We start from the raw sequence: 17155 nt of genomic DNA, 5'->3' as shown, positions 1-17155 counted from the left end.
CCGGCGCCGATGAACACACCGCACTCGCTGCCGCGCAGGCTGTGCGGGTCGATCCGGCCCTGTTCGATGGCCTCCCAGGCCGTCTCCAGGAGCAGCCGCTGCTGGGGGTCCATGGCCAGCGCCTCGCGCGGCGAGATCCCGAAGAAGGCGGGGTCGAAGTCGCCGGCGTCGCGGACGAAGCCGCCCGTGCGGACGTAGCTGTGCCCCTCGTTGTCCGGGTCGGGGTCGAAGAGCCGGTCGAGGTCCCAGCCCCGGTTGTCGGGGAAGCCGCCGAGCACTTCGCCGCCGGCCGCGACGAGCTGCCACAGCGCCTCGGGGGTCTCGATGCCGCCGGGGAAGCGGCAGCCCATGCCGATGATCGCGATGGCGTCGTCGGCGTCCGCGCCCCGGGTGGCTATCTGGGCGATCGCGGGCTCGGCGCCGGGCTGTTCGCCGAAGAGGGTCGCGTGCAGGTGCTCGGCGAGGCGGGTGACGTTCGGGTGGTCGAAAACGAGGGTGGTGGCGAGCTTGAGTCCGGTGTCGGCGATCAGGGCGTTGCGCAGCTCCACCGCGAGGAGCGAGTCGAAGCCGAGGTCGCGCAGCGGGCGTCCCTCGTCGATGGCGTCCGGGGAGGAGTGTCCGAGGACCGTGGCCGCGTGGGACCGTACGAGGTCGCGCAGGGCGCGCTCGCGCTCCTCCTGCGGGAGGGGCCGCAGCCGTTCGCGCAGGGTGTCCGCCCCGGCGGTGTGCGGGTCGGCCGCGTCGTCCGGGCCGGTACCGAGGGCCGCGCGGGCCTCCGGGACGCCCTCGATGAGCGGGCGGGGGCGGGCGGCGGTGTAGGCGGGGGTGAAGGCGTCCCAGTCCACGTCTCCGATGGCGAGGAACGGCCGGCCGTCGGCCATCGCCCGGCGCAGCCCGTCGATCGCGGTGCGCGGGTCCATGGGGGTGAGGCCGTGCCAGTTGAGCGTTCCGGTGTCGACGGTGCCGCCGAGTCCGGTGCCGTCGTCCGTCGCCCACAGGCCCCAGGCGATCGTCGTACCGGTCAGGCCCCGGGCCCGCCGGTTGCGGGTGACGGCTTCGAGGTACGCGTTTCCGGACGCGTACGAGCCGTGTCCGCCCGCTCCCCAGACGGCGGCCACGGAGGAGTAGAGGACGAACGCGTCCAGCTCCGTGCGGTCGAAGAGCCGGTCGAGGTGTGCGGTCCCGGCGAGCTTGACGTCCGCCCCGGCCGCGAACGCCTCCAGGTCCGTGCCGGTGAGCGGGGCGGCCCCGCCGACTCCGGCGCTGTGCACGACCGTGCGGATCGGCGGGCCGTCCGCCTCGATCCGCTCGACGAGCCGGGTCAGGGCCGCCGCGTCGGACACGTCGCAGGCGGCGACGGTGATCCGGGTGCCGGTGGCGCCGAGTTCTTCGACGAGTTCGGCGACTCCGGGCGCGTCCGCGCCCCGCCGCGAGGTCAGCACCAGGTGTTCGGCACCGGCCTCGACGAGCCAGCGGGCCGTGTGCGCGCCCAGGCCGCCCGTACCGCCGGTGATCAGCGCCGTCCCGCTCGTACGCCACGGCTCCCGCGTCCCCGGGCCCTGCGGCTCGCGACGCAGTCGGCGTACGAGGGCGTCGCCACCGCGAACGGCGATCTGGTCCTCCGCACCGTCGGAGGCCACGACGTCCAGGAAGCGGTCCAGGTCCCCCGGGGTCGTCGCCTCGGGAAGGTCGACCAGACCGCCCCACCACTGCGGGAACTCCAGCCCGAAGACCAGCCCGAGACCCCAGGTGCTGCCCTGGAGCGGGTGCCCGACCTCGTCACCCCGTACGGCGGAGATCGCGCCGCGTGTGCACATCCACACCGAGACCGGCTGGTCCCGGTCGGCGAGCGCCTGCGTCAGCAGTACGTTCAGTGCCAGCCCGACGGTCAGCGCGGGATGCTCGGCGCAGATCTCCTCGTCGAGGGCCAGCAACGAGACCACACCGACGACGCCCGACTGCTCGGCCAGCAGGCCGCCGATCCGTTCGCGGTCCGCGTCGGCGGGGAGCACCAGCTCCACCACCTCCGCACCCCGCGCACCCAGTCCCTCGACCACGGCCTCGGCACCCCGCGCACCGGCGGAGCTCACCACCAGCCAGCGGCCCGAGAGCCGCCCGCCCGGCGCAATCGCGTTCCCCGGCGCCCACTCCACGCCGTAGCGCCAGGCGTCCAGCGGGTCGGCGGTGGGGCGTGCCGGTGCGTTCCGGTCCTCCAGCCAGTAGTGGCGGCGCTGGAAGGCGTAGGTGGGCAGTTCGGCGACCTGGGCGCCCGCCGGGGCGAAGTAGGCCGCCCAGTCGACGTCGGCGCCGTCCGCCCAGAGGCGGGCGAGCGCGGTGACGGCGGTGGTGGGCTCGGGGCGGCTGCGGTGCAGGGCGGGGACGGCGAGCGCGTCGCCGTCGTACGTCTCGTCGATCGCGCCCACGAGGCTCGCGTCCGGGCCGAGTTCGAGCAACCGGGTGACGCCGATGTCCCGGAGGCGGGTGAGCGCGTCGGCGAACCGAACCGTGCCGCGCACCTGATCCGTCCAGTACGCGGCGGTGAACGCGGTCACCGTCTCGCCCGTGAGCGTCGAGACGATCGGGATGCGGGGTGCCGCGTACGTCAGCTCGTCCGCCGCCGCCCGGAACTCGGACAGCATCGGGTCCATCAGCGCCGAGTGGAAGGCGTGGCTGACCTCCAGCCACCGCGACTGACGGTCGGTGAGCCGCGCGGCGACGGCCTCGACGGCTTCGCGGGTGCCGGAGACGACGACCTGGCCCGGGGCGTTTACCGCCGCCAGGGACGCGCCGTCCACCAGCAGCGGAGTGACCTCGTCCGCCGTCGCCCGTACGGCCCACATCGCGCCGCCGGACGGCAGCGCCTGCATCAGACCGGCGCGGGCGGAGACCAGGCGGGCGGCGTCCGCGAGGGACAGCACCCCGGCCACGTGTGCGGCGGCCAGCTCACCCACCGAGTGGCCCACGAGATAGTCGGGGCGGACACCCCACGACTCGACGAGCCGGTAGAGCGCGACCTCGACGGCGAAGAGCGCGGGCTGCGCCCAGCCCGTGTTCGTCAACGCCTCCGCGTCACCGTCCATCACCTCGCGCAACCCGTCGAAGTGACCGCACACCTCGTCCAGGGCGGTCGCGAACACCGGGAAGGCGTCGGCCAGTTCGCGGCCCATGCTGAGGCGCTGGCCGCCCTGGCCGGAGAACACGAAGGCGGTGGAGCCGTCGTCGGCCGTCGCCGTCACCGTGCCGGGGAGGGGTTCTCCGGCCGCGAGGGCGGCGAGCCGGGTCCGCAGGTCCTCGGCGTCCGTGGCGAGGACGACGGCGCGGTGGTCGAGGGCGGTGCGGGTGGTGGCCAGGGACAGGCCGAGGTCAGCCGGGTCCAGGGCGGCGGCCACCGGGGCGAGCCGTGCGGCCTGGGCGGGGAGGGCGGAGGCGGTCCGGGCGGAGACCGGCCACGGGACGACGGGAAGGGCGGACCGGGGAGCGGCGGCCGGAGCGTCCGTGTCCGACCCGTCCGCGTCGGTCGCGTCCGGGTCCGGGGCTTCCTCAAGGATGACGTGCGCGTTCGTCCCGCTGGCGCCGAACGAGGAGACCCCGGCCCGGCGGGGCTGCTCGCCGCGCGGCCAGGGCCGCTCCTCGGTGAGCAGTTCGACGGCGCCGGAGGACCAGTCGACGTGGGTGGAGGGGTTCTCGGCGTGCAGGGTGCGGGGCAGCAGTCCGTGCCGCATCGCGAGGACCGTCTTGATGACCCCGGCGATACCGGACGCGGCCTGCGTGTGGCCGATGTTGGACTTCACGGAGGCGAGGAGGAGCGGCCGGTCGTCGGGGCGGCCCACGCCGTACGTGGCGAGGAGTGCCTGCGCCTCGATCGGGTCGCCGAGGGAGGTGCCCGTGCCGTGCGCCTCCACGGTGTCCACCTCGGACGAGGCGACTCCGGCGTTGGTCAGGGCCTGGCGGATGACGCGCTGCTGCGAGGGCCCGTTGGGGGCGGTCAGGCCGTTGGAGGCGCCGTCCTGGTTGACGGCCGAGCCGCGCACGACGGCGAGGACGTGGTGGCCGTGACGGCGGGCGTCGGAGAGGCGTTCCAGGAGCAGGACTCCGATGCCCTCGCCCCAGCCGGTGCCGTCGGCGTCGTCGGAGAAGGCCTTGACCCGGCCGTCGACCGCGAGCCCGGACTGCCGGCTGAACTCGGTGAAGTTGCGGGTCGAGCCCATCACGGTGGCACCGGCCGCGAGGGCCAGGGAGCATTCGTCGTTGCGGAGTGCCTGCACCGCGAGGTGGAGGGCGACCAGGGAGGACGAGCACATGGTGTCGACGGTGACGGCGGGGCCTTCGAGCCCCAGGGTGTAGGCGATGCGTCCGGAGAGGACGGCGCCCGATCCGCCGGTCAGCAGATGGCCCTCGACGCCTTCGGGGGCGGTGCGGACGCCTTCTCCGTAGCCCTGGTGGCTGGCTCCGACGAAGACGCCGGCCCGGGTGCCGCGCAGGCGCTCGGCGTCGAGACCGGCCCGTTCGACGGCCTCCCAGGACGTCTCCAGGAGCAGCCGCTGCTGGGGGTCCATGGCCAGCGCCTCGCGCGGCGAGATGCCGAAGAAGTCGGCGTCGAACGCGGCGGCACCGGGCAGGAACGCGCCGTTGCGGGTGTAGCTGGTGCCCGGGTGCGCGGGGTCGGGGTGGTAGAGCCCGTCCAGGTCCCAGCCACGGTCGCCGGGCAGTTCGCCGACGAGGTCGGAACCGGCGGCGATCAGGTCCCAGAACTCCTCGGGGGTGTCGGCGCCGCCGGGGAAGCGGCAGGCCATCGACACGATCGCGATGGGCTCGGTCCGCTGGTCCTCCAGCTCCCTGACCCGCCTGCGCGTCGTCTGCAGGTCCGCGGTGACGCGGTTCAGATAGTCCCGCAGCCGCTGTTCGTTCGCGCCACTGCTCATCGGATGCCCAACTCCCGGTCGATCAGGTCGAAGATCTCGTCGTTCGTCGCCGCTGCAAGGTCCTGGTGCGGGGCGTCGGTCGGTGCGGCCGCCACCGGTACGGTCCGGCGCAGCAGGGCGGCCAGCCGGCCGTCCAGGTCCAGGCGGGTCCATTCCTCGTCCGGAAGCGCCGCCAGCCGCGCCTCCAACTGGGTCAGCCCGGTGAGTACGTCGTCGGTCCCGCCGCCCAGTTCGTCGCGCAGCCGGCGGGCGAGCGCGGCGGGGGTGGGGTGGTCGAAGACGAGCGTGGCGGGCAGTTTCAGGCCGGTCGCCGTGTTGAGGCGGTTGCGGAACTCCAGGGCCGTCAGGGAGTCGAAGCCGAGTTCCTTGAAGGCCCGGCGGGGCCGGATCTCCTCCGGGCGTCCCGCCTTGAGGACGGCGGCGGCCTCCCGGCGGACGAGGTCCACCAGGGTGCTCTCCTGTTCGTCGGCGCTCAGGCCGGCGAGCCGGTCCGCGAGGGCCGTGGACGCGTCGGCGCGGGTCTCGCCCGCCGTGTCGCCCGGTCCGGATACGGACGCCGCCCCGGCCAGGTCCGCGGCCTCGGTGAGGGCGGCGACGAGGCGGCGGTCGCGCGTCATGGTGTAGAGGGGGAGGAAGCGGCTGAGGTCGATGGAGGCGACGGCGAGGGTGGTGTCGCCGTTGCCGACGGCCAGGGCCAGGGCCCGTACGGCCGCTTCGGGCCGCATCAGGCGCATGCCGCGCCGGGTGAGGAGGTCGGAGACCTCGCCCTCGACCATGCCGCCGCCGTCCCAGGCCCCCCAGGCGATGGCCGTGGCGGTCTCGCCGCGGGCGCGTCGTTGCTGCGCGAGGGCGTCGAGGTAGGCGTTGGCGGCGGCGTATCCGGCCTTGCCCGCGTCGCCCCAGGTGCCGGCGCCGGAGGAGAACAGCACGAAAGCGTCCAGGTCCAGTCCGGTGGTGAGGGCGTCCAGGTGGCGGGCGCCCTCGGCCTTGCCGCGCAGGATGCGGGCGAGGGCGTCGGTGGACTGCTCGCGGACGGGGATCTCGGGCTGGGTGAGCCCAGCGGTGTGGACGACTGCGGTCAGCGGTTCGGCCGGGTCGACGGAGGCCAGGAGGGCGGCGGCCTCGTCCGCGTCGCCGATGTCGCAGGCGGCGACCGTCACCCGGGCGCCGAGCGCGGTCAGTTCCTCCGTCAGCTCGGCGGCGCCGGGGGCGTCGGCGCCCCGGCGGCTGGTCAGGAGCAGGTGCGCGGCGCCGTTGCGGGCGGCCCAGCGGGCCACGTGGGAGCCGAGGGCGCCGGTGCCGCCGGTGATCAGGACGGTGCCGCGCGGGCGCCACGGGGCGGCGGCGGGTGCGGGGTCCCGGACGAGGCGCCGGGCGAGGACGGCGGGGCCGCGCAGGGCGACCTCGGTCTCCCCGGTCGTCCCGGACAGCACCTCGGCGAGCCGGCCGAGTGCGTCGTCGTCGAGCCGGTCCGGGAGGTCGACCAGTCCGCAGAGCCGGTCGGGTTCGTCGAGCCCGAGGACCACGCCGATCCCCCACACCTGGGCCTGGACCGGGTGGCGTACGGGGTCGTCGTCCGAGGGTCCGACGGCGCCCCGGGTGGCCAGCCACAGCGGGGCGTCCGGGGTCAGGGCCCGGACGCAGGCGAAGGTGTCGGCCAGTCCGGTGGAGAGCGCCGGTTCGTCGGGGCGGGGGCGGTCGTCGAGGGCGGCGAGCGAGAGCACGCCGTCGACGCGGGCGGGGAGCCGGGCGGTGCCGGCGGCCAGTTCCCGTACGCCGACGGGGTGGACGGTCGCGCCGTGTGCGGCGAGTCCGTCGAGGACGGTCCGCACGAGGGCGGTGTCCACCGTGGCGTCGGGGGTGACGACGAGCCAGTCACCGAACAGGGCGGTGGCGCCGGTGGCCGGGACCGGGGTCCACGTGACGCGGTAGCGCCAGCCGTCGACGAGGGCGCGTTCGCGCTGGGCGGCGGTGTCGGCGGGGGCCTCGATCCAGTGGCGGCGCCGCTGGAAGGGGTAGGCGGGCAGGTCCACGCGGGTGCCGGGTGCGGTGGGGAACGCCCGGTCCCAGTCGACGGGGACGCCGCGCACCCAGGCCTCGGCCAGCGAGAGCAGGAAGCGGTCGCCGCCTCCGTCGTCGCGGCGCAGGGAGCCCACGGCGAAGGCGTCCTCGCGGCCGTCGAGGGTCTCCTCCACGGCGGCGAGCAGCACCGGGTGCGGGCTGCTCTCGATCCAGGCGTCGTAGCCCTCGGCGGCGAGTGCGGCCACCGCGTCGGCGAAGCGGACGGGGCGGCGCAGGTTGGCGCACCAGTAGGCGGCGTCCAGGGCCGCCGTGTCGATCCACTCGCCGGTGACGGTGGAGTAGAAGGGGATGCGGGGCGGAAGCGGCGTCACGGGGGCGAGCAGGGCGGCCAGTTCGTCCAGGACGGGTTCCACGTGGGCGCAGTGCGAGGCGTAGTCGACGGGGATCGTCCGGACCCGGATCTCGCGTTCCTTGCAGACGAGGGCCAGGTCCTCCAGGGCGTCGCGGTCGCCGGAGAGGACGACGGAGGAGGGTCCGTTGACGGCGGCGACGGAGAGCCGCTCGCCGTACGGGGCGAGCAGGCCGTCGATGCGGTCCTGGGGCAGGGCGACGATGGCCATGGCGCCGCGTCCGGTGACCCCGGTCAGCACCTTGCTGCGGACGCAGACGACGCGGGCGGCGTCCTCCAGGGTGAGGGCTCCGGCGACGCATGCGGCGGCGATCTCGCCCTGGGAGTGGCCCACCACGGCGGCGGGCTCGACGCCGTACGCCTGCCAGAGCGTGGCGAGCGACACCATCACGGCGAACGAGGCGGGCTGGACGACGTCGACCGCGTCCAGGGACGGCGCTCCGGGCGCCCCGGCCAGCACCTCGGTCAGCGACCAGTCGACGTACGGGGCCATCGCCGTCTCGCACGCGGCGAGGCGTTCGGCGAACACCGGGGACCAGCGGGCGAGTTCGACGGCCATGCCGGCCCACTGGGCGCCCTGGCCGGGGAAGACGAACACGGTGCGGCCGACGGGCCCGGCCGTGCCGGACACGAGCTGCCCGGCGGGTTCACCGGCCGCGAGGGCGGTGAGGGCCGGTCCGGGCTCCCCGACGACGACGGCGCGGTGCTCGAACCGTGCGCGGGTCGCGGCGAGGGCGTGTGCGGTGTCGTACGGGTCGGCGGTGCCGGCCAGCGGGGCGAGGGAGGCGGCGAGGGCGCGCAGCGCCTCGGGTTCGCGGGCGGACAGCAGCCAGGGGACGGCGCCTTCGGGCCGGGCGTCGGCGGGGGCGGGGGCGGGGGCGGCCGGTTCGGGGGCCTCCTCCAGGATCACGTGCGCGTTGGTGCCGCTGATGCCGAAGGCGGAGACACCGGCCCGGCGCGGGCGGTCCTCGGCCGGCCACGGCACGGGGTCCGTCAGCAGCCGGACCTCACCGGCCGACCAGTCGACGCGCGAGGTGGGCTCGGCGGCGTGCAGGGTCTGCGGCAGGGTCTCGTGCCGGAGTGCCTGGACCATCTTGATGATGCCGACGACTCCGGCCGCGGCCTGGGTGTGGCCCACGTTGGACTTGACGGAGCCCAGCCAGAACGGCCGCCCGTCGGGCCGGTCCTGGCCGTAGGTGGCGATCAGGGCCTGCGCTTCGATGGGGTCGCCGAGTTTGGTGCCGGTGCCGTGCGCCTCGACCGCGTCCACGTCGGCGGCCGTCAGACCGGCGGTCGCGAGGGCCTGCCGGATGACGCGCTGCTGGGCGGGGCCGTTGGGGGCGGTCAGTCCGTTGGACGCGCCGTCCTGGTTGACGGCGCTGCCGCGCACCACGGCGAGGACGCGGTGGCCGTGGCGCCGGGCGTCGGACAGCCGCTCCACGAGGAGGACGCCCACGCCCTCGGCCATGCCGAAGCCGTCGGCGTCCTCGGCGAAGGACCGGCAGCGGCCGTCGGTGGACAGGGCGCGCTGCCGGCTGAAGCTGATCATCGGGGTGGGGGTCGACATCACCGACGCGCCCGCGACCAGGGCGAGTTCGCATTCGCCGGAGCGCAGGGCACCGGCGGCCATGTGCAGGGCCACCAGCGACGAGGAGCAGGCGGTGTCGATGGTGAGGGCGGGGCCGGTGAAGCCGTAGGTGTACGAGAGGCGGCCGGAGGCGACGCTCGGCGCGCCGCCGGTGACGTGGTAGCCCTCCAGTTCGCCGGGCATGCCGTGCAGCCGGCCGTAGTCGCTGGCGAGGATTCCGGCGAAGACCCCGGTGGCGCTGCCCTTGAGGTCGGCGGGGACCATTCCGGCGTTTTCGAACGCCTCCCACGAGGTCTCCAGGAGCAGCCGCTGCTGCGGGTCCATGGCCAGCGCCTCGCGGGCGGAGATGCCGAAGAAATCGTGGTCGAACTCGGCGGCCCGGTGCAGGAATCCGCCGCCCCGCGTGTAACTGGTGCCGTGCCGGTCGGGGTCGGGGTCGTAGAGCGACTCGATGTCCCAGCCCCGGTCCGTGGGCAGGCCGCCGACGGCGTCCTGTCCGTCCACGAGCAGCCGCCACAGCGCCTCCGGTCCGTCGACGCCGCCGGGCAGCCGGCAGGACATGCCGACGATGGCGAGCGGTTCGTCGTCGGCGCCCGTGGCACGGGCCGGTGCGTCGCCGTCCGGGGCCGGCCGCACGCCCAGGGCCTCGCGCCGCAGGTGCTCGGCGAGCAGGGCGGGGGTCGGGTGGTCGAAGACGAGGGTGGTGGGCAGCCGGGTGCCCAGTGCCTTGGCGAGCCGGTCGCGCAGCCCGACGGCGGTGAGCGAGTCGAAGCCGAGTTCCTTGAACGCCCGGTCGGCGGCGAGGTTCTTGGGTTCGCTGTGGCCGAGCACCTGGGCGGTGTGCCGGCGCACCAGGTCCAGGACCAGATCGCGCTGGGCCTCCTCGGTGAGGCCGGCCAGCTCGGCGCGCAGCGCGGAGGCGGGCGTGCCGGGTTCGTCGGCCGGGGCCGGGTCCGCCGGGGCGGCGACCAGTTCGCCGAGGAGCGGGCTGGGGCGGGTGGCGGTGAAGACGGGGGCGAAGCGCTCCCAGTCGACGTCGGCGACGACGATCGCCGTCTCGTCGTGGTCGAGGACGGTCATCAGGTCGTCGAGCGCCGGGCCCGGTTCGAGCAGCGGCAGCCCGGTGGCGGCCAGGGCCGCCTCCCGGTCCTCGTCGATCATGCCGCCGCCGCTCCAGGGACCCCAGGCGACGGACGTGGCGGTGAGCCCGCGCGCGCGCCGCCGGGCGGCCAGGGCGTCCAGGCAGGCGTTCGCGGCCCCGTACGCGGCGTGGTCGGCGACGCCCCAGGTGGCGGAGATCGAGGAGAACAGGACGAACGCGTCGAGCGGGGTGTCCGTGAGCAGGTCGTCCAGGAGGCGTGCGCCCTCGGCCTTGGCGGCCATGAGGGCGGGCAGGTCCTCGGGGGCGAGGTCGCCGAGCGGGGCGAGTTCGCAGACGCCCGCGGCGTGGAACACGGCGGTCAGCGGATGGTCCGCGCCGATGGAGCCGAGCAGGGCGGTCAGGGCCGCCCGGTCGGTGACGTCGCCGGTCGCGGCCGTCAACGAGGCGCCCGCCTCGCGTAGTTCATCGCCGAGCCGGGCCATCTCCTCGGGGTCGCCGCCGCCCCGGCTGAGCAGGACGACATGGGCGGCCCCGCCCTCCGCGAGGCGGCGGGCGAGCCGGCGGCCGAGTGCCCCGGTGCCTCCGGTGATCAGCACGGTGCCGCTCGGGGTGTACGTCCGCCGCCCGGTGGCGGGGCGCAGGGCCCGGACCAGCCGGCGGGCGAACACGGCGGCGGGCCGGATCGCGACCTGGTCCTCGTCGCCGTGCCCGGTGAGGACGGCGGCCAGCCGTTCGCGGACCCGGCCGTCCCAGCGCGGCGGCAGGTCGACGAGACCGCCCCAGGTACGCGGGTGCTCGACGGCCGCCGCGCGCCCCACGCCCCAGACGGCGGCGGGCGTGGGCTCGGGAGCCGGGTCGGAGGCGCCGGTGGACACGGCACCCCGGGTGGCGCACCACAGCGGGGCGGTGACTCCCGCCCGCTCCAGGGCGCGCACCAGGGCCACGGTCGCGGCCACGCCCGACGCGACGTCATGCGCACCGTCCGGGCCGATGGCCGGGGCGCCCGCAGACACGGCGTCCGCCGCACCGTCCGGGCTGGCGGCCGGAGCGACCCCCGACGCACCGCCCGAGGCCACGCCCGACGCGGCTTCCTCCGCACCGTCCAGGGCCAGCAGCGACAGCACCCCGGTCACGTCCACGCCTTCGGCCGCGCGGGCGAGGGCCGCCGCGTCCGGCGTTCCGTCCGGCAGCCGGCACAGCACGACGTCGGCACCGGCCGCGCGCAGGGCGTCGGCGGCCTCGTCGTGGTCGGCGGCCGGGGCGGCCGGGGCGACGAGCAGCCAGGTGCCCGCGATCGGGGAAGCGGAAGCGTCGGCCAGCGGCCGCCAGACGACGTCGTAGCGCCGGTCCCCGGCCTGCGGGGCCGTGGTCGCGGCGGTCGGGACGGTGGCGGGCGGCGTCCACCAGTAGCGGCGGCGGGCGAACGGGTAGGTCGGCAGATCGGTCCGGCGTCCGCCGGTACCGGCGAGGAGCCCGTCCCAGTCCGGCTCCACCCCGTGGACGTGCAGCTGGGCGAGCGCGGTACGGAGCCGGCGCTCGCCGCCGTCACCGCGCCGCAGCGAGGCGACGGCGGCTCCGTCGTCGGCCCCGGCGCTCTCCAGCGTCTGCTGGATGCCGATGGTCAGCGTCGGGTGCGGGCTCGACTCCAGGAAGATCCGGTGCCCGGACGCGGCGAGGGACCGTACGACCTCTTCGAAGCGGACGGTGCCGCGCAGGTTCCGGTACCAGTAGTCGCCGGTGAGTTCGGTGCCGTCCAGGACCGTGCGGGTGAGCGTGGAGTGGAACGGCACCCGCGCCCGCCGGGGTTCGACCGGGGCGAGCAGCCGGGCCAGTTCGGCCTCGATGGGCTCGACCTGCGCGGAGTGGGAGGCGTAGTCGACGGGGACGGCGCGGGCGTGGATGTCCTGGCGCGCGCACTCCGCGAGGAGACCGGCGACCGCGTCGGTCTCGCCGGAGACCACGACGGAGCGGGGGCCGTTGACCGCGGCGACGGAGACCCGGCCGCCGGTCCGCTCGACGAGTGCGGCGACCCGGTCGGGGGACTCGAAGACGGAGGCCATGGTGCCGGTGCCGGCCAGGGCCAGCAGCGCGCGGCTGCGCAGCGCCACGACGCGCGCGGCGTCGCGCAGGGTGAGCGCCCCGGCCACGCAGGCCGCCGCGATCTCGCCCTGCGAGTGTCCGACGACGGCCGCCGGGCGGATGCCCCGGGACTCCCACAGTTCGGCCAGCGCCACCATGGTCGCCCACAGCGCGGGCTGCACCACGTCGACCCGGTCGGCCGGCGGAGCCCCCTCGGCGCCGCGCAGCACATCGAGCAGCGACCAGTCCACGAACTCCGACAGCGCCTCCGCGCACGCGGTGATGCGGGCGGCGAACACCGGGGAGGAGTCGAGCAGTTCGGTGGCCATGCCCTGCCACTGGCCGCCCTGGCCGGGGAAGACGAACACCACCCGGTCGTCACCCGCGGCCCGGCCGCGTACCAGCGCGTCGGTCTCGCCGTCCTCGGCGAGCACGGCGAGGGTCCGGTCCAGCTCGTCGGGTCCGTCCGCGAGCACCACGGCCCGCTCCGGGAACCGGGCCCGGCCGTGGGCCAGGGTGTACGCGATGTCGGCGGGCCGGGCCGGCTCCTCGCCGCGCAGTACGGTCCGCAGCCGCCGGGCCTGCTCGCGCAGGGCGGTGGGCGTGGGGGCGGAGAGGACGTAGGGCAGGGGGAGCCTGTCGGGCTCAACCGAACCAGCAGACTCAACGGAACCAACGGGCTCAACAGGCTCAACGGACCCGGCAGGCCCAGCGGGCTCGGCGAGGATCACATGGGCGTTGGTGCCGCCGACGCCGAAGGCCGAGACTCCGGCCCGGCGCGGCCGGTCCTCGGCCGGCCACGGCACGGCGTCGGTCAGCAGCCGGACCTCCCCGGCCGACCAGTCGACGTGCGAGGACGGCGTGTCCGCGTGCAGGGTGCGGGGCAGCAGCCCGTGGCGCAGGGCGAGGACCATCTTCATGACACCGCCGAGACCGGCGGCGGCCTGCGCGTGCCCGATGTTGGACTTCAACGAGCCGAGCCACAGGGGCCGTTCGGCGGCGCGCCCGCGCCCGTACACCTCGATCAGCGCGGCGGCCTCGATCGGGTCGCCGAGCACCGTGCCGGTGCCGTGCGCCTCCACGGCGTCGACCTGGTCGGGGCGCAGTCCGGCGTTGGCGAGGGCCTGCCGGATGACGCGCTGCTGGGAGGGGCCGTTGGGTGCGGTGAGGCCGTTGGACGCGCCGTCGGAGTTGACGGCGGTGCCCTCGACCACGGCGAGGACGCGGTGGCCGTTGCGGCGGGCGTCGGAGAGCCGTTCCAGGACGAGGGTGCCGACGCCCTCGGCCCAGCCGGTGCCGTCGGCCTCGTCCGAGAACGCCTTGCACCGCCCGTCCGGCGCGAGCCCGCCCTGCCGGCTGAACTCGACGAAGATCCCGGGCCGGGACATCACGGTCGCCGCACCGGCCAGGGCCAGCGAGCATTCGCCGTTGCGCAGCGACTGCGCGGCCAGGTGCAGCGCGACCAGGGAGGCCGAGCAGGCGGTGTCGACGGTCAGCGCGGGCCCTTCCAGGCCCAGCACGTAGGAGATCCGGCCGGAGGCGGTCGAACCGGTCGTCCCGGTCAGCGCATAGCCCTCAAGCCCGTCCGCCGCCTCGTCCAGGCGAGGCCCGTACTCCTGCTGCATCGCGCCGACGAAGACGCCCGTACGGCTGCCGCCGAGCCGCGAGGGATCGATCCCCGCGCGCTCCAGCGCCTCCCAGGCCGTCTCCAGCAGCAGCCGCTGCTGCGGGTCCATGGCCAGCGCCTCGCGGGGGCTGATCGTGAAGAAGTCCGCGTCGAAGTCGCCCGCGTCGTAGAGGAACCCGCCCTGGGCAACCGCCGATCCGCCCGGTGCGTCCGGGTCGGCCAGCAGCCGTCCGATGTCCCAGCCCCGGTCCGTGGGGAAGGGCGCCACGGCATCGGTGCCGGAGCGCACCAGCTCCCACAGGTCGTCCGGGGAGCTGACCCCGCCCGGGAAGCGGCAGCCCATGCCGACGATCGCGATCGGCTCGTCGTACGCGGCCCGGCCCGCCGCCTCCGGCAGCCGCGGGGCGGCATCGGCCCCGGCGGCGCGCTGAAGGTGCGCGGCCAGCCGGACCGGGGTGGGGTGGTCGAAGAGCAGCGTGGTGGGCAAGTCGATGGCGAGCGCCTTGCGCAGCCGGTTGCGCAGCAGGACGGACGACTGCGAGTCGAAGCCGAGGTCCTTGAACGGCGTTCCGGCCGGAATCACGGCGGCGTCCGCGTGCCCGAGCACCGCGGCGGCATGCGTACGCACCAGCTCCAGCAGAATCCGCCGCTGCTCCTCCTCCCCCTCGGCCGTCGCCAGCCGCCCGGCGACGGCACTGGTCGCCGTCGCCCCGTCCTCGGCCTCCGGGGCCACGGAGTCGAACCAGTGGCGCCGACGCTGGAAGGCGTACGTGGGGAGGTCGACGAGCGCGGGACGGGTCTCGGGGAACGCGGCCGTCCAGTCGACGTCCACACCCTGGACCCAGAGTTCGGCAAGGCCGGAGAGGAACCGGTCGAGTCCGCCGTCGTCGCGGCGGAGCGACCCGGTGACCACGGCCTCGTCGGCTATCTCCTCGATCGCGGCCGACAGCACCGGATGGGACGAGACCTCGACGAAGACGCCGTAGCCCTCCTCCGCCGCCAGCTTCTCGATCGCCTGGGCGAAGCGGACCTGGGAACGGAGATTCGTCACCCAGTAGTCGGTGGTCATGTCCGAGCCGTCGGTGAACTCACCCGTCACCGTCGACAGCAGCGGAATCGTGCCCGCGCGCGGGGTGATCCCGGTCAGACTGGTCGTCAGCTCGTCGTGCAGCACATCCATCGCAGGCGAGTGGGAGGCGTAGTCCACCGCGATACGGCGAGCACGGAGCCCCAGCTCCACACACCGGGCCACAGCCTCTTCCACGGCCTCGACCTCACCCGAAATGACCACCTGCGAGGGCCCGTTGACGGCAGCGACCGACACGCGGTCGCCCCACTCCGTCAGGATCTCCCCGACCCGGTCAACTCCAGCGCCGACCGACGCCATCGTCCCGTTACCGCTGGCCAGCCCGGCAATCGCCCGACTCCGCACACACACCACCCGCAGCGCGTCCTCAAGCGACAACGCGCCGGCGACGTACGCGGCGGCGATCTCACCCTGCGAATGACCCACCACGGCGGAAGGCGTCACCCCGTACGACCGCCACACCGCCGCGAGCGCGACCATCACGACAAAGGACGCGGGCTGAACGACATCCACCCGCTCCAGCGACGGAGCATCCGCACCGCCCCGCAGCACATCGGTCACCGACCAGTCCACGAGGCCACCCATCGCGGCCTCACACTCAGCCACGACCTGCGCGAACACCGGCGAATCGGCCAGCAGCCGGGCCCCCATGGCCACCCACTGCGCACCCTGCCCCGGGAACACGAACACCGACCGGCCCACCGGACCGGCCACCCCCGACACCACGGCGGCCGACGGCTCATCCGTAGCCAGGGCCGCGAGGCCGGAGCGGTACGCACCGAGCACCACCGCACGGTGCTCGAACCGCGCCCGGGTGGTCGCGAGGGACCAGCCCACCGCGACCGGATCGGCACCGGCATCGGCGGCGGCATCGGTATCGGCCGCGAGCGCACCCAGCGCCTCCGCCTGCCCCCGCAGCGCGGCGGCACTCCGGCCCGACAGCAGCCACGGGACCACCGGCGGGGTGGCGTCCGTGGCCGGGCGGGGGGTTTCGGGGGCGGTGGGGGCCTCGGTGAGGACGAGGTGGCAGTTGGTGCCGCCCATGCCGAAGGCGCTGACGCCGGCGATACGGGGATGGCCGTCCTCGGGCCATGCGGTCGGGCGGTCCGCGACGCGCAGGTTCAGCGCGTCCAGCGGGATGTCCGGGTTGGGCTCCTCGAAGTCGAGGCTGGCGGGGATGTGCCGGTGGGACAGGGACAGCACGGTCTTCAGGAGGCCCGTGGCACCGGCCGCGGCCTCCAGGTGGCCCAGGTTGGTCTTGACGGAGCCGACGAGCAGCGGGTCGCCGTCCTCGCGGACGCTGCCCAGGACGTCGCCCAGGGCGGCGGCCTCGATCGGGTCGCCGACGGGGGTGCCGGTGCCGTGGAGTTCGACGTACCGCGCGCGGGCCGGGGAGACCCCGGCGGCGGCGTAGGCACGGCGCAGGACCTCGGCCTGGGCCCGGCGGCTGGGTGTGGTCAGCTGGGCGGTGGCGCCGTCGTTGTTGACGGCACCGCCGAGCAGGACGCCGTGGATGCGGTCGCCCGCGGCGATCGCGTCCGGGAGCAGCCGCAGGACGAACGCGACGCCGCCCTCGCCTCGGACGAAGCCGTTGGCCCGGTGGTCGAAGGTGTAGCTGTGGCCGTCCGGGGAGAGGCCGCCGAACTCCTCGGCGGCGACGCCGGTCTCGGCGGCCAGGTTGAGGTTGACGCCGCCGGCCAGGGCGAGGGTGGTCTCGCCGCGGCGCAGGCTCTCCATAGCGGTGTGCACGGCGACGAGGGAGGACGCCTGGCCGGTGTCGAGGACCAGGCTGGGGCCGTGCAGGCCGAAGAGGTGGGAGACGCGGTTGGCGATGACGCCGCGGCTCACGCCGGGCATGGTGTGGTGGTTGACGGCGTCCCGGCCGGCGCGGGCCAGCAGGTGGGCGTAGTCGTCGCGCATGGCGCCCACGAACACGCCCGTCGCGCTGCCGCTGAGGTCGGCGGCGACGATCCGGGCGTCCTCGAAGGCCTCCCAGGCGAGTTCGAGCATGAGCCGCTGCTGCGGGTCCAGTACGGCCGCTTCCCGGGGGGTGATCCCGAAGAAGGCGGCGTCGAACCGGTCGGCGCCCTCGATGAAGGCCCCCCAGTCCCCGCCGACCGGTTCGCGCCCGGCGGGCACCCGGCCGACCGCGCGCTCCCCGCCGCTGAGCAGCGTCCAGAACGCTCCGGGGTTCGGCGCCCCCGGCAGCCGGCAGGAGATCCCGACGATCGCGACCGGGGTCCCGACGGTCCCGTCAGGAGACGGGACGGGGGTCGCGGGGTTCCCGGTGCGGGGGTCGTTGGGTCGCAAGGTGTCCAT

General features: G+C 75.4%; 2 protein-coding genes (1 of these 2 only partly in view). Both read right to left on the bottom strand.

What is annotated here, in order from left to right; genetic code table 11:
* Positions 1 to 4922 carry the 5' portion of a type I polyketide synthase gene (locus tag ACFVDM_RS20470; protein ID WP_383641577.1) on the bottom strand. The gene continues 14254 nt to the left of window position 1, outside the view, so 4922 of the gene's 19176 nt are visible here — the first part of the coding sequence; it begins with the start codon at positions 4920 to 4922; the stop codon falls past the left edge of the window.
* Positions 4919 to 17155, bottom strand: a complete 12237-nt coding sequence (locus tag ACFVDM_RS20465; protein WP_383641574.1) for an SDR family NAD(P)-dependent oxidoreductase — start codon at positions 17153 to 17155, stop codon at positions 4919 to 4921. The genes ACFVDM_RS20470 and ACFVDM_RS20465 overlap by 4 nt, the downstream gene beginning before the upstream one ends.

This window comes from Streptomyces sp. NPDC057682 (assembly GCF_042799575.1).
Classification (GTDB): domain Bacteria; phylum Actinomycetota; class Actinomycetes; order Streptomycetales; family Streptomycetaceae; genus Streptomyces.
This window is presented reverse-complemented; position numbering and strand designations above follow the sequence as displayed.

What these genes read in the sequence shown, in the direction of transcription:
- ACFVDM_RS20465 (WP_383641574.1), bottom strand. Translation starts at nt 17,155, where the DNA reads ATGGACACCTTGCGACCCAACGACCCCCGCACCGGGAACCCCGCGACC.